Origin of the sequence: Methanobrevibacter sp. (genome assembly GCF_045603845.1) — an archaeon.
GTDB lineage: Archaea > Methanobacteriota > Methanobacteria > Methanobacteriales > Methanobacteriaceae > Methanocatella.
In genome coordinates this window covers 28,890-44,277 of record NZ_JAZUMY010000108.1, presented here as the reverse complement: position 1 = coordinate 44,277, position 15,388 = coordinate 28,890, and the positions used below count along the sequence as shown (strand labels likewise).

15 protein-coding genes are annotated in these 15,388 nt (G+C 35.1%); 6 read left to right on the top strand and 9 right to left on the bottom strand.

All coding sequences use genetic code 11. The annotated features are described in order from the left end of the window. Window positions 1-767: 767 nt before the first annotated feature. On the bottom strand, window positions 768-1,883 hold the full coding sequence (locus tag ACKI2W_RS11040) for a tyrosine-type recombinase/integrase (RefSeq protein WP_407382012.1): 1,116 nt from the start codon (window positions 1,881-1,883) through the stop codon (window positions 768-770). Window positions 1,884-2,153: 270 nt separating this feature from the next. Continuing rightward, a complete protein-coding gene (locus ACKI2W_RS11035; protein ID WP_407382011.1) occupies window positions 2,154-2,825 on the bottom strand; it encodes a hypothetical protein in 672 nt (223 codons plus the stop codon). Window positions 2,826-3,171: 346 nt separating this feature from the next. Between ACKI2W_RS11035 and ACKI2W_RS11030 the strand changes: the two genes are divergently transcribed. Both ACKI2W_RS11030 and ACKI2W_RS11025 read left to right on the top strand, forming a co-directional pair. Beyond that, the gene (locus ACKI2W_RS11030; protein ID WP_407382010.1) at window positions 3,172-3,477 is read left to right on the top strand and encodes a nucleotidyltransferase domain-containing protein; all 306 of its coding nucleotides are present in this window, start codon (window positions 3,172-3,174) and stop codon (window positions 3,475-3,477) included. After that, window positions 3,470-3,838, top strand: a complete 369-nt coding sequence (locus tag ACKI2W_RS11025) for a HEPN domain-containing protein (RefSeq protein WP_407382009.1) — start codon at window positions 3,470-3,472, stop codon at window positions 3,836-3,838. The genes ACKI2W_RS11030 and ACKI2W_RS11025 overlap by 8 nt, the downstream gene beginning before the upstream one ends. A 200-nt stretch (window positions 3,839-4,038) precedes the next feature. Here ACKI2W_RS11025 and ACKI2W_RS11020 read toward each other — a convergent pair whose 3' ends face one another. Then, window positions 4,039-4,596, bottom strand: coding sequence for a TIGR00296 family protein (locus tag ACKI2W_RS11020; protein WP_407382008.1), 558 nt, complete (start codon window positions 4,594-4,596; stop codon window positions 4,039-4,041). Between the two features lie 8 nt (window positions 4,597-4,604). Then, window positions 4,605-5,975 (bottom strand): TldD/PmbA family protein, encoded by a 1,371-nt coding sequence (locus tag ACKI2W_RS11015; RefSeq protein WP_407382007.1) that lies wholly within the window; start codon window positions 5,973-5,975, stop codon window positions 4,605-4,607. 107 nt (window positions 5,976-6,082) lie between these two features. Here ACKI2W_RS11015 and ACKI2W_RS11010 point away from each other — a divergent pair, with 107 nt between their 5' ends. Then, entirely contained in the window at window positions 6,083-7,288 is a 1,206-nt protein-coding gene (locus tag ACKI2W_RS11010; protein ID WP_407382006.1) for a GMC family oxidoreductase N-terminal domain-containing protein, read from the top strand. A 6-nt stretch (window positions 7,289-7,294) separates the two neighbouring features. Here the strand turns inward: ACKI2W_RS11010 and pyrI are convergent, their stop codons facing one another. The 5 genes from pyrI to hisA are packed head-to-tail and all read right to left on the bottom strand — an operon-like array spanning window position 7,295 to window position 10,505. After that, entirely contained in the window at window positions 7,295-7,762 is a 468-nt protein-coding gene (gene pyrI, locus ACKI2W_RS11005; RefSeq protein ID WP_407382005.1) for an aspartate carbamoyltransferase regulatory subunit, read from the bottom strand. Between the two features lies 1 nt (window position 7,763). Further along, on the bottom strand, window positions 7,764-8,258 hold the full coding sequence (locus tag ACKI2W_RS11000; protein ID WP_407382004.1) for a flavodoxin family protein: 495 nt from the start codon (window positions 8,256-8,258) through the stop codon (window positions 7,764-7,766). Window positions 8,259-8,273: 15 nt separating this feature from the next. Then, the gene (gene argC / locus ACKI2W_RS10995; RefSeq protein ID WP_407382003.1) at window positions 8,274-9,287 is read right to left on the bottom strand and encodes an N-acetyl-gamma-glutamyl-phosphate reductase; all 1,014 of its coding nucleotides are present in this window, start codon (window positions 9,285-9,287) and stop codon (window positions 8,274-8,276) included. Window positions 9,288-9,299: 12 nt separating this feature from the next. Continuing rightward, window positions 9,300-9,761: an FAD synthase gene (locus ACKI2W_RS10990; protein WP_292796574.1), complete on the bottom strand. Its 462-nt coding sequence runs from the start codon at window positions 9,759-9,761 to the stop codon at window positions 9,300-9,302. A gap of 6 nt (window positions 9,762-9,767) precedes the next feature. After that, on the bottom strand, window positions 9,768-10,505 hold the full coding sequence (gene hisA / locus ACKI2W_RS10985; protein ID WP_407382002.1) for a 1-(5-phosphoribosyl)-5-[(5-phosphoribosylamino)methylideneamino]imidazole-4-carboxamide isomerase: 738 nt from the start codon (window positions 10,503-10,505) through the stop codon (window positions 9,768-9,770). 83 nt (window positions 10,506-10,588) lie between these two features. Between hisA and ACKI2W_RS10980 the strand changes: the two genes are divergently transcribed. The 3 genes from ACKI2W_RS10980 to ACKI2W_RS10970 all read left to right on the top strand — a co-directional run bounded on the left by ACKI2W_RS10980 (window position 10,589) and on the right by ACKI2W_RS10970 (window position 15,286). Further along, the gene (locus tag ACKI2W_RS10980) at window positions 10,589-11,530 is read left to right on the top strand and encodes a helix-turn-helix domain-containing protein (protein WP_407382001.1); all 942 of its coding nucleotides are present in this window, start codon (window positions 10,589-10,591) and stop codon (window positions 11,528-11,530) included. 220 nt (window positions 11,531-11,750) lie between these two features. Continuing rightward, on the top strand, window positions 11,751-13,541 hold the full coding sequence (locus tag ACKI2W_RS10975; protein ID WP_407382000.1) for an ABC transporter ATP-binding protein: 1,791 nt from the start codon (window positions 11,751-11,753) through the stop codon (window positions 13,539-13,541). Next, the gene (locus ACKI2W_RS10970) at window positions 13,541-15,286 is read left to right on the top strand and encodes an ABC transporter ATP-binding protein (protein ID WP_407381999.1); all 1,746 of its coding nucleotides are present in this window, start codon (window positions 13,541-13,543) and stop codon (window positions 15,284-15,286) included. Before ACKI2W_RS10975 ends, ACKI2W_RS10970 begins: the two co-directional genes overlap by 1 nt. Window positions 15,287-15,388: the final 102 nt, after the last annotated feature.

Below are 15,388 nucleotides of genomic sequence, written 5' to 3'. Positions count from 1 at the left end.
ACCGAATATTTAGTACAAGATAAACACTGCTTTTTTTAATTTACAAATGTTTATATATTCCTTAAAATAAACTAGAAACTGGGTTAAGTTTTGAAAAGTATTAATTTTTAACATTGTTTCGCGACGTGTCTAATTATTTTTATTTTTCTTACCTGACCCCTTAGGATTATAATGAAAAATAATATTTATTAGCTCGTTATTCAAATAAAATTATTTTTTTATAATCCTTTTTTAATAATCTTTTTTTCCTGTTATTTTCTTGATATTTTACCTCCAGATATTGATTTTCAGCCCTCACAAAAGAAAAGTTGTACGAGTGTGAAAAATTGTTCTCACTCATAAAAATTGTCCTCACTTCGTAATGGCTAATCATAGTCTGTTATTTTGTGTATATAAACATTTTGCTTTCTATTTTTGGCTTAATCGTTCATTTATTACAATGTTATACTTGAAGATAAGGCATGTATTTTTCCAAAATTCTCTAAACATTGAATCAAAATTTGAAGTCAGAAAATATCAAATGTATAATATCATAAGTGCAATTTGTCATTGAAATTTGATGATGGTTTCATCCAAATGCACAGATTTAAAATTATTTCTCACAATCACTTTTATATCATAAGCTATTGATAATGTGCTTTATATAATCAAAAAAAGTTTTTCACTCTTCAGTTAATAATAAAAATAGCATAATAATGTTTTAATGGTGTTTAGAAAAAAATAAGAAAAGATAGTGGAAAGTATAATTTCCACCAAATTCAACAAAGCTATTTTGCTTCCTCCTGGCCCAGACGTTCCATGATGTTAGCTATATTAGCTTCCATTTTTTCAACTTTTTGTTTATATTCATTATTTTCCCTTTCCATCTGCATATATTCCGGAGATTTGATGGACAGTTTTTCGACATCGGTATTTATTGTAATGGCTGGCAGATGCTTGATATATTCATATTTCAAATCTTCAGGATTGATCATGAAGTAAGCCTGGTCGGTCTTGTTTTTGGCCTTGCCCTGCAAATCGTTCACGTTATCCAAACTCATGCCATCATTGTACAATGCTGAAGCATGGAATTTCCTAAGCATATGACTTCTGAATCTGCTGTAATGTCCGACTCTGCCGAGACCAAGTTCATCATTGATTCTCTGGAAATATCCAATAAAGTATGTTTCATACATCCTGAACAGTTGGCTTTCCGGAGTTACATTGTCTGTCCTTGTCAGAATATATGCATTGATGGCTTTAACCGCTTCAGGACTGCAGTAGGTAGTGTAATACTTGTTTGTTTTAATTCTCCTGAGGTTAAAGGTAGGTATCACATTGTCATTGTCATTCAGATAATCAATTATCTGATAGATGTTCATTCTTTTGTTCGGCAGATATTCAGATAAGGCATCGATATAGTCCTGAATGGTCAGGCTCAATGTTTCGGCTCTGGCACAACCGCTTGAGCAGGAAAACAATATTATGGCTTTCATTACGGGTGGGGAAATTGCTAAAGCTTCCCTTATGATTTCCTTATCAGGCAAATCTTTATAATAGATGGGTGTTGGTTTTTTCACAGCTTTCATGTTCAATCTTGGTAGAGGATTGATTTCGATGTCATAAAATCTGTAAAATTTTGAGACGACAGACATATGTATTCTAACTGTGTTTATAGAATATTTGTCTAAAAGGAATTGTCTGTATTTAAGCAGTTTATGTTTAACACGGCGGTGTTTCCATTTGACATTGTCTGCTTCATCTTTTTCCGCTTCATCAAGCAGTTCCTGAAGGTTCATACCATAGAATTCACAATACTTCTTCATTACTGACCTATTCACTTTTCGTGTTTCGTGCGAATAGTTGTTTGTTATAAATATATTTTCAAGTAGCTCGTTATCCATACTTAACACTTTTATAATTTGATATTATAAAAGGTAGAGTTAGAGAGCATTTGAAAAGTAATTGATATTTCAGATGGTATCATCATTATAATCACTTTAATATCAATTAATTATTTTTCTCTCAACATTTCTATACTATATTTTAGATTTGGCGGGTTAATTAAATTTGTGGATAATAGTTGTGATATTTCAGTTGGTATATTACTTGTTTTATATAAAAAATATAATGAATAAGATAGTAAATATAACTCTAGAATGATTGATAAAATACTATTTATATACATCACTTATTGAATAGCAAGAACTGTCTCTGTTTTTAGCTTTTTCTAACTGGAATCGGAAAACTTCACTATGGGCAATTTTTTCTAAAGAAATATTTTCATATTCATTAATTAAATTTTCAAAATCACCCATTCTTCGCATCCAATCAAATTTTATTAATAACCATTCATCGTGTGTCTTAAAATTAAATCCTTTTAAAGAGAGAAACTCATTAATAATGGTTATGCCTATTTTTCTAACAATAATTCCATTTTCATCATCATTCTCATCATCACATGCCCATGCACAATATTGGATATAGAAAAAGGATTGAATTAATTTATTAGACTCTTTATAAATTAAATATGATTTATAACATTTCTTAGCAAGGTCAGATTTGAAAATTATATTATTGCAATTCCTATAACTCTCAGAATCAAAAAAATTTGTACTTAAAATAGTTTTATCTGATAAATTATTAGAAACATATCCACAATATGGGCATTCATGAACAGATGAAAAAGGATTAAGAAAATCACCAGATTCACGTCCACGTCTATGTATACGCCCATCCAAATCCACATCCGAACCTCTAGGAAAAGTTCTGAAATCCACATCTGATTCATAATGTGTTGTTTGATATGATTTTTTATTACAAATAAAACATCTTTCATAAACCATATTTTTAGATATGGAAAGGATAATATTTAATTGTTTTAGATGTTCACTTTATTTCAAGTACAAAGAAGCATTTAAAAATTTCTATCGATGTAAATTTTGCACCATACTATTTATTTTAACTAATTTTGATACTCAATATACTTTTTTATTTTATCACCACATGATTTATTACATATTTTATATGGAAAATATAATAAATAATATAATAAAAATATGAAATGATGACTCTTTCAAAAACTTTGTTGATTGAAATTTTTTCATGAAATCACAGTTAGCAAATATTTATTATTAATGAATTGGATATTATTTATTATAAAAACTGCTAATCAATAAAAGGTGATTATGTATGAATAATCGGTATGAAATTGCTCGTGAGTTTGCCGATGCTATACGTTCTGATGATATTGTCAAAATTATATTATTTGGTTCTGTAGCTCGTGGCGATGACACGGAAGAATCAGATATTGATATTTTAATTATCACAACTAATTCCGATGAGTTATCTGATGAGATTAATAGTGTGGCAGTTGATATTATTCTTGAAAAGGATGAATTCATATCTCCTCATGTCATGAGTGAAGAGCATTTCAACAAAACTATTGATTATCCATTTTTAACTAATGTGCTTAAAGAAGGTGTTGTAATTGAATAAGGTCATGGATGCTTTTAATGTAGGTAAAAGTAATTTAATATCTGCTAAAGCACTATTTGAAATTGGCCAATACAGAGATTCCGTTACAATGTCTTATTATGCAATGTATTCAGCAGGATTGGCATTACTCCTTAAAAAAGACATTTCTCCAAGAACACATGGTGGAACTATGAGGCAACTGGCAAAGGAATATGTTAAACCCGGATTATTGTCTAAAGAAACTTTTGAGTTTCTTAATGGAGGAATGGCTGACCGCAATAAATCCAGTTATGATTATTCCGTAGTTTTCACTGAAGAAACTGCTGAAAAATACATTTGTAAAGCAGAGAGATTTATTGATGAAGCTGAAGCATTATTATGATATTATTACAATGATTTTTTCGCATCTTCAAGTAACTCTTGAAGGTTTATACCATTAAACTATAAATTTGTGGTTTTTCATACTATTTTTGTGGTATTTTACACTATAAATTTGTGGTTATTTAATTTTTAATTTATAATCAAAATAGATGACGGTTAATGTTTGTCCATTAATTCAATTTTTGGATTGAATTTTTATTACTATTTAAAAATCTGTCCTTGGAATTTATAGACGTCACAGCTTTCATCCATCCAGCTGTCAGCACTGATTCCTGCTTTCATGCATGTGTGGTCTAAAAACTCTTCTTTTGTAAATCCGTTTTCCGGAGCCACCTGTGGTAATAAAAGACCTCTCGCATATCCTTTTTGGATAATTAATCCATCTCTTCCTATTTCTATTTCGTCAAAGTATTGATTAGGATGGGCAACTTCAATCAGTTCCGGTTGGGTAAGCACGGTCACCTCAAATTCGATATCTCCGAATTCCTCTTCTTTAAGTTCAGGAAATCTTGGATCTTCGAATGCTGCTGCTATTGCCACATCGATTGTTGACTCAATTAGGCTTTTAACAGGTTCCGGATATCCGATGCATCCTCTTAGTCTTTTTCTTTTGTTGATTGTTACAAATACTCCCAGTTCCTGTTTCAGTTCTTCAGGACAATCCGGGGGAATTACTATTCTTCTGTTTGTTTCCAAGTATGTTGCAACTGTCTGTTTTGCAATTTCCAGTAAATATTGTCCGTTTTCTTCGCTTATCATGTTATCACCTAGTTGCTTCCTCCAACCATTGCATCAATAATTCTTGTGTGTGGACCGCCGTCTCCGACAGGTGCGGTCTGTCCGTCTTTTCCGCAGAAACCTACACTTAATTTGAAATCATTTCCCAAAGCGTCAACATTGTTTAAAGTTTCTAAAATATTTCCGGATAAAGATACATCACGAAGCGGCGTTGTAAGTTCTCCGTTTTCAATTTTAAATCCTTCAGCGGCATTGAACTGGAATATTCCTTTACCGGTATCTACCTGTCCGCCTCTTGAGCCTTTTAAGTAGATTCCGTCTGGAATGTCTTCTATCAGTTCTTCAAAGGTCATGTCTCCCGGCTGCAGGTAAGTGTTACTCATTCTTACGATTGGTGCATCGGCAATTATTGACCTTGCATTTCCGGATGATTTCATGTTTAATTTTGAAGCTGTTTCTCTTGAGGATAATAATGATACCAGTTTACCGTCTTTAACAAGCTGATTAGGCTTTGTTTTTATTCCTTCTACGTCATATGGGTAATATCCGAATCCGTCTTTTATTGTTGCGTCATCGAAGATATTGACTATGTCTGAAGCTATTTTTGTGTTTAATCTGTTTTTGAGAATGGAATCGTTTTGCAATATTAAATCGGCTTCAGTTGCATGGCCTAGCGCTTCATGTATCATTACTCCGGTCAGTTCCGGATCAGCAATAATTTTAAATTTGCCTGAAGGTGCAGGTTCGGCTTTAAGCAGTCTGTTTGCTTTGTCCCCTATAGTTCTTCCGAACTCTTCAATATCCTTATCGGCAATCACTTCGAATCCTTTGACTCCTCCGATGCTTCCGTGTCCGAATTGGATTATCTGTCCGTCTGTTGCGGTTGCGTTAAGCGCCATTCTCACACGGCTTGTTTTTACCTGAACTTCACTGCCTTCGCTGTTCATGAACAGTTCATCAGATTCAATGTCTCCATATCCGACAGTTGTACTGTTTACATTATCAAATGTGGCGCTGTCGCTTGCAGCTTTCATGATTTCCTGTTTTTCTTCAATTGAGATATCTTCAAATGGTATTTTAACGTCAGTTGCTATCTTGTCTTTGATAATGTCACTTTCAGCTAATTCAACGTCTCCTTTAAGGGAGTTTGAAAGTTTAAGTGCAGTTTCGGTAATTTCATCAAATTTTGAGATGTCTGTTGTGTATGCAAATCCCCAAGCTCCATTATTCAATACTCTTATTCTTGCGGAAATGCTCATTCCGGTGTTAATTTCATCAATTTCTCCATCTTTCATTAATATTGATGTGCTGTTGCCTTTTCCTGCTCTTATATCTATATAGTCAACTTTAGGAATTGTCTTTTCTATAACTTTTTCAAATAAGTTAATGTATTCTTCCATTCTATCGCTCCAAAAGTTCAATCATTAAATATTTTGAATTTCATAATATTTATAGTAGAAACTACAAAATATAACAATTGATATAAATTTAATGTTGGTGATTTTTTATGGTTATTGTTGTTGGTACTGGTGCCGGAGGAGCAATCATAGCATATGAATTGTCTAAAGAAAACATTCCGGTTACCATTGTTGAAAAAGGTCCGTACATTGATTCAAAGGACGCTTTTAACTATTATGACAAATACAGTGAGGATGTTGACCTGCTGACAACCACGTGTATCGGCGGTGCGACAATCGTTTCAATGTCAAATATGGTTCATGCATTGGATGAAGAGCTCCATGACTATGGAATAGACATAACTGAAGAATATGAATATGTTGAAGAATTAATCGGTGTACATCAGCTCGATGACTCACATATCGGCAGAGGAACACAGCTATTTTTGGATGCCGGACGTGAACTCGGACTGAATACTCTCAAAATGCCAAAAGCAATCAGGGAAAAGGACTGTATCCAATGCGGAAAATGTGCATTCGGATGTCCTGCCGATGCGAAATGGTCCGGAAAGGACTTTGTTGAAATGGCGGTTGAAAACGGCGCTGAGCTGATAATGGAAGCTGAAGTGACAGAGCTAATCACTGAGGATTCCAAAATTAAAGGAATAAAATATATAAAAGATGGTGCTGAAGAGTCTCTTTTATCAGATACTGTTGTTCTCTCAGCCGGTGCAATAGGCTCCACACTGATTTTGAGAACCGCAGACATTGATGCCGGCCGTGATTTATTCTTTGACCCCTTCGTATCTGTTGGGGGATATCTAAAAGACATTAACTTCAACACTGAAGTTCAAATGGCAGGATTGGTCATCGGCAAAAACTTCGTATTGTCTCCTCACTTTTCATCATTCATCAAAGGAAATATCGATGATAAGAAAGTTGATGACAAGGATATTCTAAGTATTATGGTCAAGACTGCAGACGACGCTAAAGGTTATGTCGACGACGATGGGGATGTTGTCAAAATCAACACTATCAATGACATAAGATATCTGGCAGAAGGGGTTGCAACTGCAGGATTTATTCTTGAAAAGGCAGGAGTTGATCCGAACACCATCGGTTCCACAGTTTACAGGGGAGCACATCCTGGCGGAACCGCACCTATCGGAAAAATAGTTGATTCAAATCAGGAAACTGAAATTGAAGGATTATTTGTAAGCGATGCAAGCGTCTTGCCGATATCTCCGGGAAAACCTCCTATATTGACAATACTTGCCCTGTCCAAACGTTTGGCAGATTATCTAAAAAATAAGTAAAGAAGATTATTCGAATTGTTTTTCGATATCTTCATTTTTTATTAATTTTTCACAGTAATGGCATCTCAAAACCGGTGGCTGGGATTCAATCACATTAAACCTTGAAGTAATAGGCTCATTTTCATAATTAGTAATGCACTTTTCATTTGTACATTTGATTAAGGCAGTAATTACTTCCGGAAGTATAATTTGGTCTTTTTTTACAACTTTATAATCTTTGATGATGTTAATTGTAGCTTTCGGGGCGATTAATGCAATCTGGTTCAGTTCCTGATGGTCGATTTCCCTGTTTTCGATTTTTACAATATCCTTTCTTCCGGTTTCCTTTGAGGAAACGTTCATTGCTACAGTAACATTGATGATATCGTCATCCGGAAGACCCAATATCTTAAGGATATGCAGTGATTTGTTTGCTGTAATGTGGTCAATCACAGTTCCGTTTTCAATAGCTTTAATTTTCAATTCGGATTTCATTTTATACACCGTACATCTTTAAATCTGAAGCATTAATTGCTGCTTCAGTATCATTAATCAAATCTTCTGGGGTTTTGTCCTTTGTAATTATTGAAAAGCTTTTAATCACTCTTCCGCCGCGCAGTGATACTTTTTCCTCTAATCTTTCAAGAGCAGAATCTCCGCCGCTGTTTGTCAATGTTGCAAATAATATGACATCTTTTCCTTTCCAGTCGCAGTTGTCAACAAGGGTTATGATTGCAGGAGCGGGATTGTTTGCCCATGTTGGAGTACCGAGATAAATCAGGTCGTAAGCTGTGAAATCAATTTTTTCGGGAGAAATTTTAGTTTTTGATTCTCTGAACGCTTCAATTGATGATAATAATCTTTTTCCAAAACCTTTTCTGTCTTTCAAATCTTTAATTTCAATAATATCTGCTTTCAAGTTCATTGAAAGGGTTCTGGATACTATTTTTGTACTTCCTCCGCTTGAAAAGTATACTATTAATGTTTTCATTTTACCCCTCTTTTTTTAAGGATGAAGTCCGAAGTGTGTAAGGCCAGTGCTTTCATCAAGACCAAGCAATATGTTCATATTTTGAATGGCCTGTCCTGAAGCACCTTTTACGAGGTTATCTATTACGGATAACATCACTACCCTTCCGGTTTCATCTATTTCAAATCCTCCGATATGCACGAAGTTGGATCCTCTTACAGAACTTAAATGAGGAATTTCTCCTTCATCCATTAATTTTATGAAATATTCATCTTTATATTCTTTTTCATAGAATTTTCTTAATTCTTCGGGAGTTATGTCTTCAATCAGGAAACTGTGGCTTGTTGTCTGTATTCCGCGAATGACCGGAACAAGATGTGGTGTGAATGATACTTTAACATCATCAAAGCCATGCAATTCCTGCTGTATCTCTGACATGTGTCTGTGTGATGAAATCTTATATGGATTAACGTTATCAGCAATATTCGGATAATGTGTGGTGGAACTAGGATTAACACCGGCACCGCTGACACCTGTTTTTGAATCGATTACTATTCTGTCAACAAGATTGTTTTTGACTAACGGATATGAGGATAGAATCGCGCCTGTCGGGAAGCATCCTGGGTTTGCAACAAGCTTTGACTTTTTGATTTCGTCCCTGTACAGTTCAGGAAGCCCAAATGCACCTTTATTTTCCTTGTCGGTATGTTCCATTCCATACCATTTTTCATAAACTTCAGTATCACGGTATCTGTAGTCTCCACTTAAATCAATGACTTTCATGCCTGCATCCAGCAGTTCAGGTACGATTTTCATTGATGCGCCGTGTGGAGTTGCAGTAAACACGACATCAGCATCCAAATCAGACGGACTTTTATTTTTGAATTCAAGTCCTGAATCTCTTATGTGAGGATGAATCTTATGTGCAGGTGTGCCATCGTATTGTCTTGAAGTGATGTCTGTAACTTCCACTTCAGGATGGTTCAAAAGCATTCTTAAAAGTTCTCCGCCAGTATATCCGCTTGCTCCAATTATTGCTACTTTAAACATCATTATCCCTCTCTATTCACAGTTATCTAAAATTTTTCCCTCAAAATCGGTATTCTTAATCTTTTTAATAATCTTACAGCTGCTGTCAAGTTCATCCTTGTGATAAACCTTGACTCTTTGGACACGGGCCTTCAGACCTCTCTCATCAATCGCTTTCTGGAGTTTTTCAACATTATGGGTCTGATCGGGTCCTATAGCTATAATGTCCGGATCAATCTCTTTTACAATCTTAAAGATGTCTCCTTCTTCGTTACCTAAATAAGCTTCATCAACAGGCTTTAACATTTTAATCAATTCCAAACGCTGATTTTCACCAACAATGGGGACTCTTTTTCTTTTCTCTACTGTAGAGTCTCTTGCAACTACAACATAAAGCTTGGAATTGTATCCTCCAAGGTTTTTGGCTTCCTGGAGGTAAACGCCATGTCCCGGGTGCAGTAAGTCAAATGTTCCGCTTGCCATTACTTTTTTCATTATATTCTACCTCTTTTGGTATTTCAATGCCTCTTTCAAGTCAATCTTATTTTTATAAAGTGCAGAACCGATTACTACTCCTTCCACACCACTTTCATTTAGCTTTTTAATGTCATCTATTGTTGTAATTCCACCGGAATAGACTATAGGCAAATCCACAGAATTTTTAAGCTCAATTACAGGGTCTGTGTAAAATCCGCCCAAAAGGCCTTCAACATCAACGTTGGTAAATAGTATGCTTCCAGCACCATGCTCCTTAAACTCATTTGAAATCTCAGCGGGGCTTTTGTCAATTTTTTCCTGCCATCCTTTGATAACGACCTTATTGTCTTTGCTGTCAAGGGAAATCATGATTCTCTCAGATCCGTATTCGTCAGATAGTGCAGTTATCGTTTCGGGATTTTGAATTCCCATCGTTCCGATTATTAGCCTTTCAATATCCAAATCAAGAAGCTCTTTTGCATATTCGACATCTCTGATTCCTCCGCCCAGCTGTATGGGTACTGAAACTTCATTTAAGATCTTTTTAATAACGGGTAAACTGGTTTTTCCGTCAATTGTGCCGTCGAGGTCAATGACATGGATGTTTTTGGCTCCCTCATTTTCCCAATGAAGCGCTACCTTTTCAGGATTTTCTATTTCAACCATTTCACTGCCCGGCTGGCCCTGAACCAGCTGTACGCACTTTCCATTCTTAATGTCTACCGCAGGCATTACTAACATTTCATCTTTTTTAAATGACATTTTGGATTTTTCCTAAAACTTTTATTATAATATAATTATTTGTTTTGAAATGTTTTATATGTATTGTTGATATAACTATTCATATGAATGAAAATCTCTATGGATTATTTGAGAATGTCTTTGTGACTGATTATGCTTTAATTGGTGATGACGATAAAAAGATTATTGATTTGGGCAAATACGGAAAGCTTGAAACATATTCGCTGTTCCCGGGCATTATTATAGCATTCATTGACATAAATCTGGAACATTATGATGACATTTACGTTGAGGAGAAGCTTCCTTCCAGACTGCTTGAAATCAATCATTGTTTAAGCGGCAGGTATTCTTATAGTGTTGATGACGATAAAATAATTTATTTTGGGAAAGGGGATTTATGCATAAGTGTCTATGAGTTGACAAAGACCCTGTCTGATTTTCCTTTAGGTTTTTATAAAGGTTTGGAGATTTTCATTGATGTTGATGTTGCCAATGACTATATAAATAATTATATTCCTGATTTTGATTTAATTGGCTTTTATGAAGGTTTGGAAAAATCAAAAGGCTACGTATTGATTCGGTCCAATGATAAAATTGACCATGTTATCGGTGAGCTCTATAATGTGGAAAATAGGATTAGATTGCCATATTATAAACTTAAGTGCCTTGAGTTATTGCTGTTCTTTTCAATCACCAATTTCACTTCTAGCGACAATATTTCCCTTTCAAAAAATCAGGTTAGGATAGTTGAAAATGTGAAAAATGATTTGATGCTTAATTTGGCAAGCAAAATCACTATTGATGAGCTTTCAGATAAATATGGTATCAGCAAAACAACTCTTAAAAATTGCTTTAAAGAGGTTTACGACAAGCCAATCTATAAGTGGAGAAAAGAGTACAGACTGGATTATGCATGTAAATTAATCGATGAGGGGTCTCATTCTATCTCAGAAGTGTCAAGAATGGTCGGTTACTCTTCACCGTCAAAGTTTACCCAGGCATTCAAGGATTATGTCGGTTGCACCCCATCTGAGTATAAAAAATAATATTGTCTTTTTGGTATATTTATTGACTTTTCAGTTCAAAAATATTTATATATTAATTTAAATTATAGTTTATATTGAAAATAGGTTTATTTAATCATTTTTTGCAAAAATAATTTAAATTTGTTCTTTACTTGTTTTTTAGAATATTTTTATTGTTTTGCCTTTTCAGGTTAATTTTAAATTTTTAGGTAAACCTAAATAATATTTTAAGGCGATATTAATGTCAGAAAGTAAAAATAAAAATAAATTTTTCAGATTACTCAGTTATTCAGGTAACTATAAATATTTATCATTTTTAGGCATGTTTCTATCTGCTTTAAGTGCAATTTGCTTACTGGTTCCATTTATTTATATTTGGGACGTTGTAAATGCTCTTTTGATGGTTGCACCTGACTTTACACAGGCGCAAAACCTGGATGTTTATGCAATCAAGGCATTTACCTTTGCGGTATTGGGAATAGTCCTGAACTTTTTCGGTTTGATGGGCACCCATTTATCTGCATTTAAAAACGAGAAAAACATGAAGGATGCAGCTATGAATCATTTGCTCAAGCTGCCGTTAGGTTACTTTTCAAACCATACCAGTGGCGGTCTGAGAAAAGTAATTGATTACAGCACAGCAAAAACCGAAACATTTTTGGCCCATCAGCTGTTTGACTTGACCGGAGCAATTGTCACTCCAATAGTATTTCTAATACTGTTGTTCAGTTTTGACTGGCTTTTGGGATTGATATGTCTGATTCCAATAATTTTATGTTTCGTATTCATGTATCCTATGTTTTCAAAGGAATCCCAAAACATCATGGCGGAATATCAGAGATATTTGGAAGAGATGAATGCTGAAGCTGTAGAATATGTCAGGGGAATTCCGGTCACCAAGGCCTTCCAGCAAAGTGTATACTCATTTAAGAATTTCATTAATGCAATCAGAAACTATGGAAAATTCTCCGCAGAGTACTCACTGTCAACCCAGCTTCCGATGACAGCATTTACAGTATCAATCAACGGATTTTTCGCATTGCTTATTCCTGCAGGGATTCTGCTTGCAGGATCTCTTGTGGATGTGAAGTTTTTCGCTAATTTCATGTTCTACATAATATTCACGCCAATATGTGCGGTTATGATGAACAAGATTATGACAGTTTCACAGGATTGGATGCTTGCAAGTTATGCATTGGATGGAATTGAAGCCATATTGAATGAAGAGCCTTTAGCTGAAGCGGCAAATCCTCAAAAGCCTAAAAATCATTCAATCGAATTTGAAGGCGTTTATTTTGACTATGGGCAAAATGATGGTGATGAGCACATATTGAATGACATAAGTTTAAAGATTAATGAAAACGAGTCCGTTGCATTGGTCGGACCATCCGGTGGAGGCAAAACTACCATAGCATCACTGATTCCAAGATTTTGGGATGTAAATCAGGGTTCAATTAAAGTGGGGGATGTTGATGTAAGAGACATTTCAACCAAAGAGCTGATGGAAAACATATCCTTCGTATTTCAGAATACTACATTATTCAAGGATTCCATTTACAACAATGTTGCCATTGGCCGTAAGGGTGCTTCACGTGAAGACGTTAAAAAGGCTCTTAGTCTAGCCCAATGTGATGATATCATCGATGAGCTTCCGCAAGGAATCGATACGGTTATCGGAAGTGAAGGAACATACCTTTCAGGAGGTCAGCAGCAAAGAATAGCTCTTGCAAGAGCAATACTTAAGGACGCACCAATCATTATTTTGGATGAGGCAACAGCCCTGGCCGATCCGGAAAACGAGTACATGATTCAAAAGGCAATATCTGAAATTACAAAAGATAAAACGGTTATCATGATTGCTCATAGGCTTTCCACAGTCAAGAATGTGGACAGAATCTACGTGGTTGATAATGGAAGAATTGTTGAGAAAGGAAATCATGATTTCCTTGTTGAAAATAAGGGAATCTACTCCAGAATGTGGGATGAATTCAACCAGTCCATAAAATGGAAAGTAAAAAGCGAGGTGATATAATGATTTCAGAATTTTTCACTAAAAGATTCGGACTTACAAAAGCGGGTTCAGACAATCTTGTTAAGGGAATCATTTACACGGCGTTATTGGACATTTCATTTATGTTTCCGGTAGGTTTGTATGCATTGCTTATTTACATGTGGCTGGAGCCGTTAACCGGCGGCGAGATTATGGATCCGAATCTTGGTATGTTTATTGTCTTAATTCTAATTGTTTTGGGAATAATATTTGCGTTTGCATGGAAACAGTATCATTTCGTATTCAACACGACATATGTTGAAAGTGAAAACAGAAGAATCAATCTTGGTGAAAACTTAAGAAAACTCCCATTGTCCTTTTTTGAAAACAGAGATCTGGCTGATTTAACTGCAACGATAATGAATGACTGCACTGACCTGGAACATGTATTCTCCCATGCAGTTCCACAACTTCTGGGATCAATCTGTTCATTATGTCTTGTTTCCATTGGAATGTTTATTTTCGACTGGAGATTAGCTATTGCGCTTTTATGGGTTGTTCCGGTGGCATTCATAATATTGTTAATTTCAAAAAGACTAATCTATAAAGGCGGAGACATGGTTATGGCTGATTTGCTTAATTGCGGAGATGCAATGCAGGAATGCATTGAATCAATAAGGGATTTGAAATCATACAACCATGAAGAGGAATATTATTCAAAAATTAATAATTTAACTGCCAATGTGGAAAAATCAAGACTCAAATCCGAATTAATGTCAGCAGCAGGGGTAATCACCGGCAAGGTTGTATTGAACCTTGGAATAGTTTCTGTAATTCTTTTAGGTTCATATCTGATTATGAATTCACAGATATCCATTTTCACCCTTTTAATATTCTTGATTGCTTCTGCAACAGTTTATGCTCCGCTGGAAAACGGACTGATGTTTTTAGCGGAAATCTTCATGATGGACAACAAGATTGACAGAACAACAGAAATCGAAAGTCTTGTTGTTGAAAGCGGAATGACAGACTATTCCTTGGATGGCTATGATGTTGAATTCAAAAATGTCAATTTCAATTATGATGATTTAAAAGATGTCTTATCTGACATCACATTCACTGCAAAGCAGGGTGAGGTTACAGCTCTTGTAGGTCCGTCAGGTGGAGGAAAATCCACTGTATCAAAGCTTGCTGCAAGATTCTGGGATCCAGTTTCAGGTGAAGTTTCACTTGGGGGTCAGGACTTATCAAAATTGGATTCTGAAAAGCTTCTCGAAAACTTCTCAATTGTATTCCAGGACGTTATCCTATTCAACAATTCAATTCTGGAAAATATCCGTGTTGGCCGAAAGGATGCAGCAGATGAGGAAGTAATTGAAGCTGCCAGACTTGCTGAATGTGAAGAGTTCGTATCCAAGCTTCCTGACGGATATGATACTGTAATCGGTGAAAACGGAGAACTTCTCTCTGGCGGTCAAAGGCAGAGAATTTCAATTGCAAGAGCTCTTCTTAAGGATGCAAATGTGATTCTGCTGGATGAGGCCACATCATTTTTGGATGTTGAAAACGAATCCAAAATCCAAAAGGCATTGTCTGAACTAATCAGAAACAAGACAGTGATTATCATTGCCCATAGGATGCGTACAATAGCAAATGCAGATAAGATTGTTGTTTTGGATGATGGTAGGATTGCAGAGCAGGGTTCACCTGAAGAGCTGATGGCTAATGAGGGTCTGTTTAAAAAGATGGTCGATTTACAAAATTTAAGTGGAGAGTGGCAAATTTAACTTTGGATAATTAATGTTTTTTTCCCATTTTTTATCCAATTTCATATTTATTTAGGTTTACCTAAAAATTATATATTACTTTTTATATATTATAAATTAATA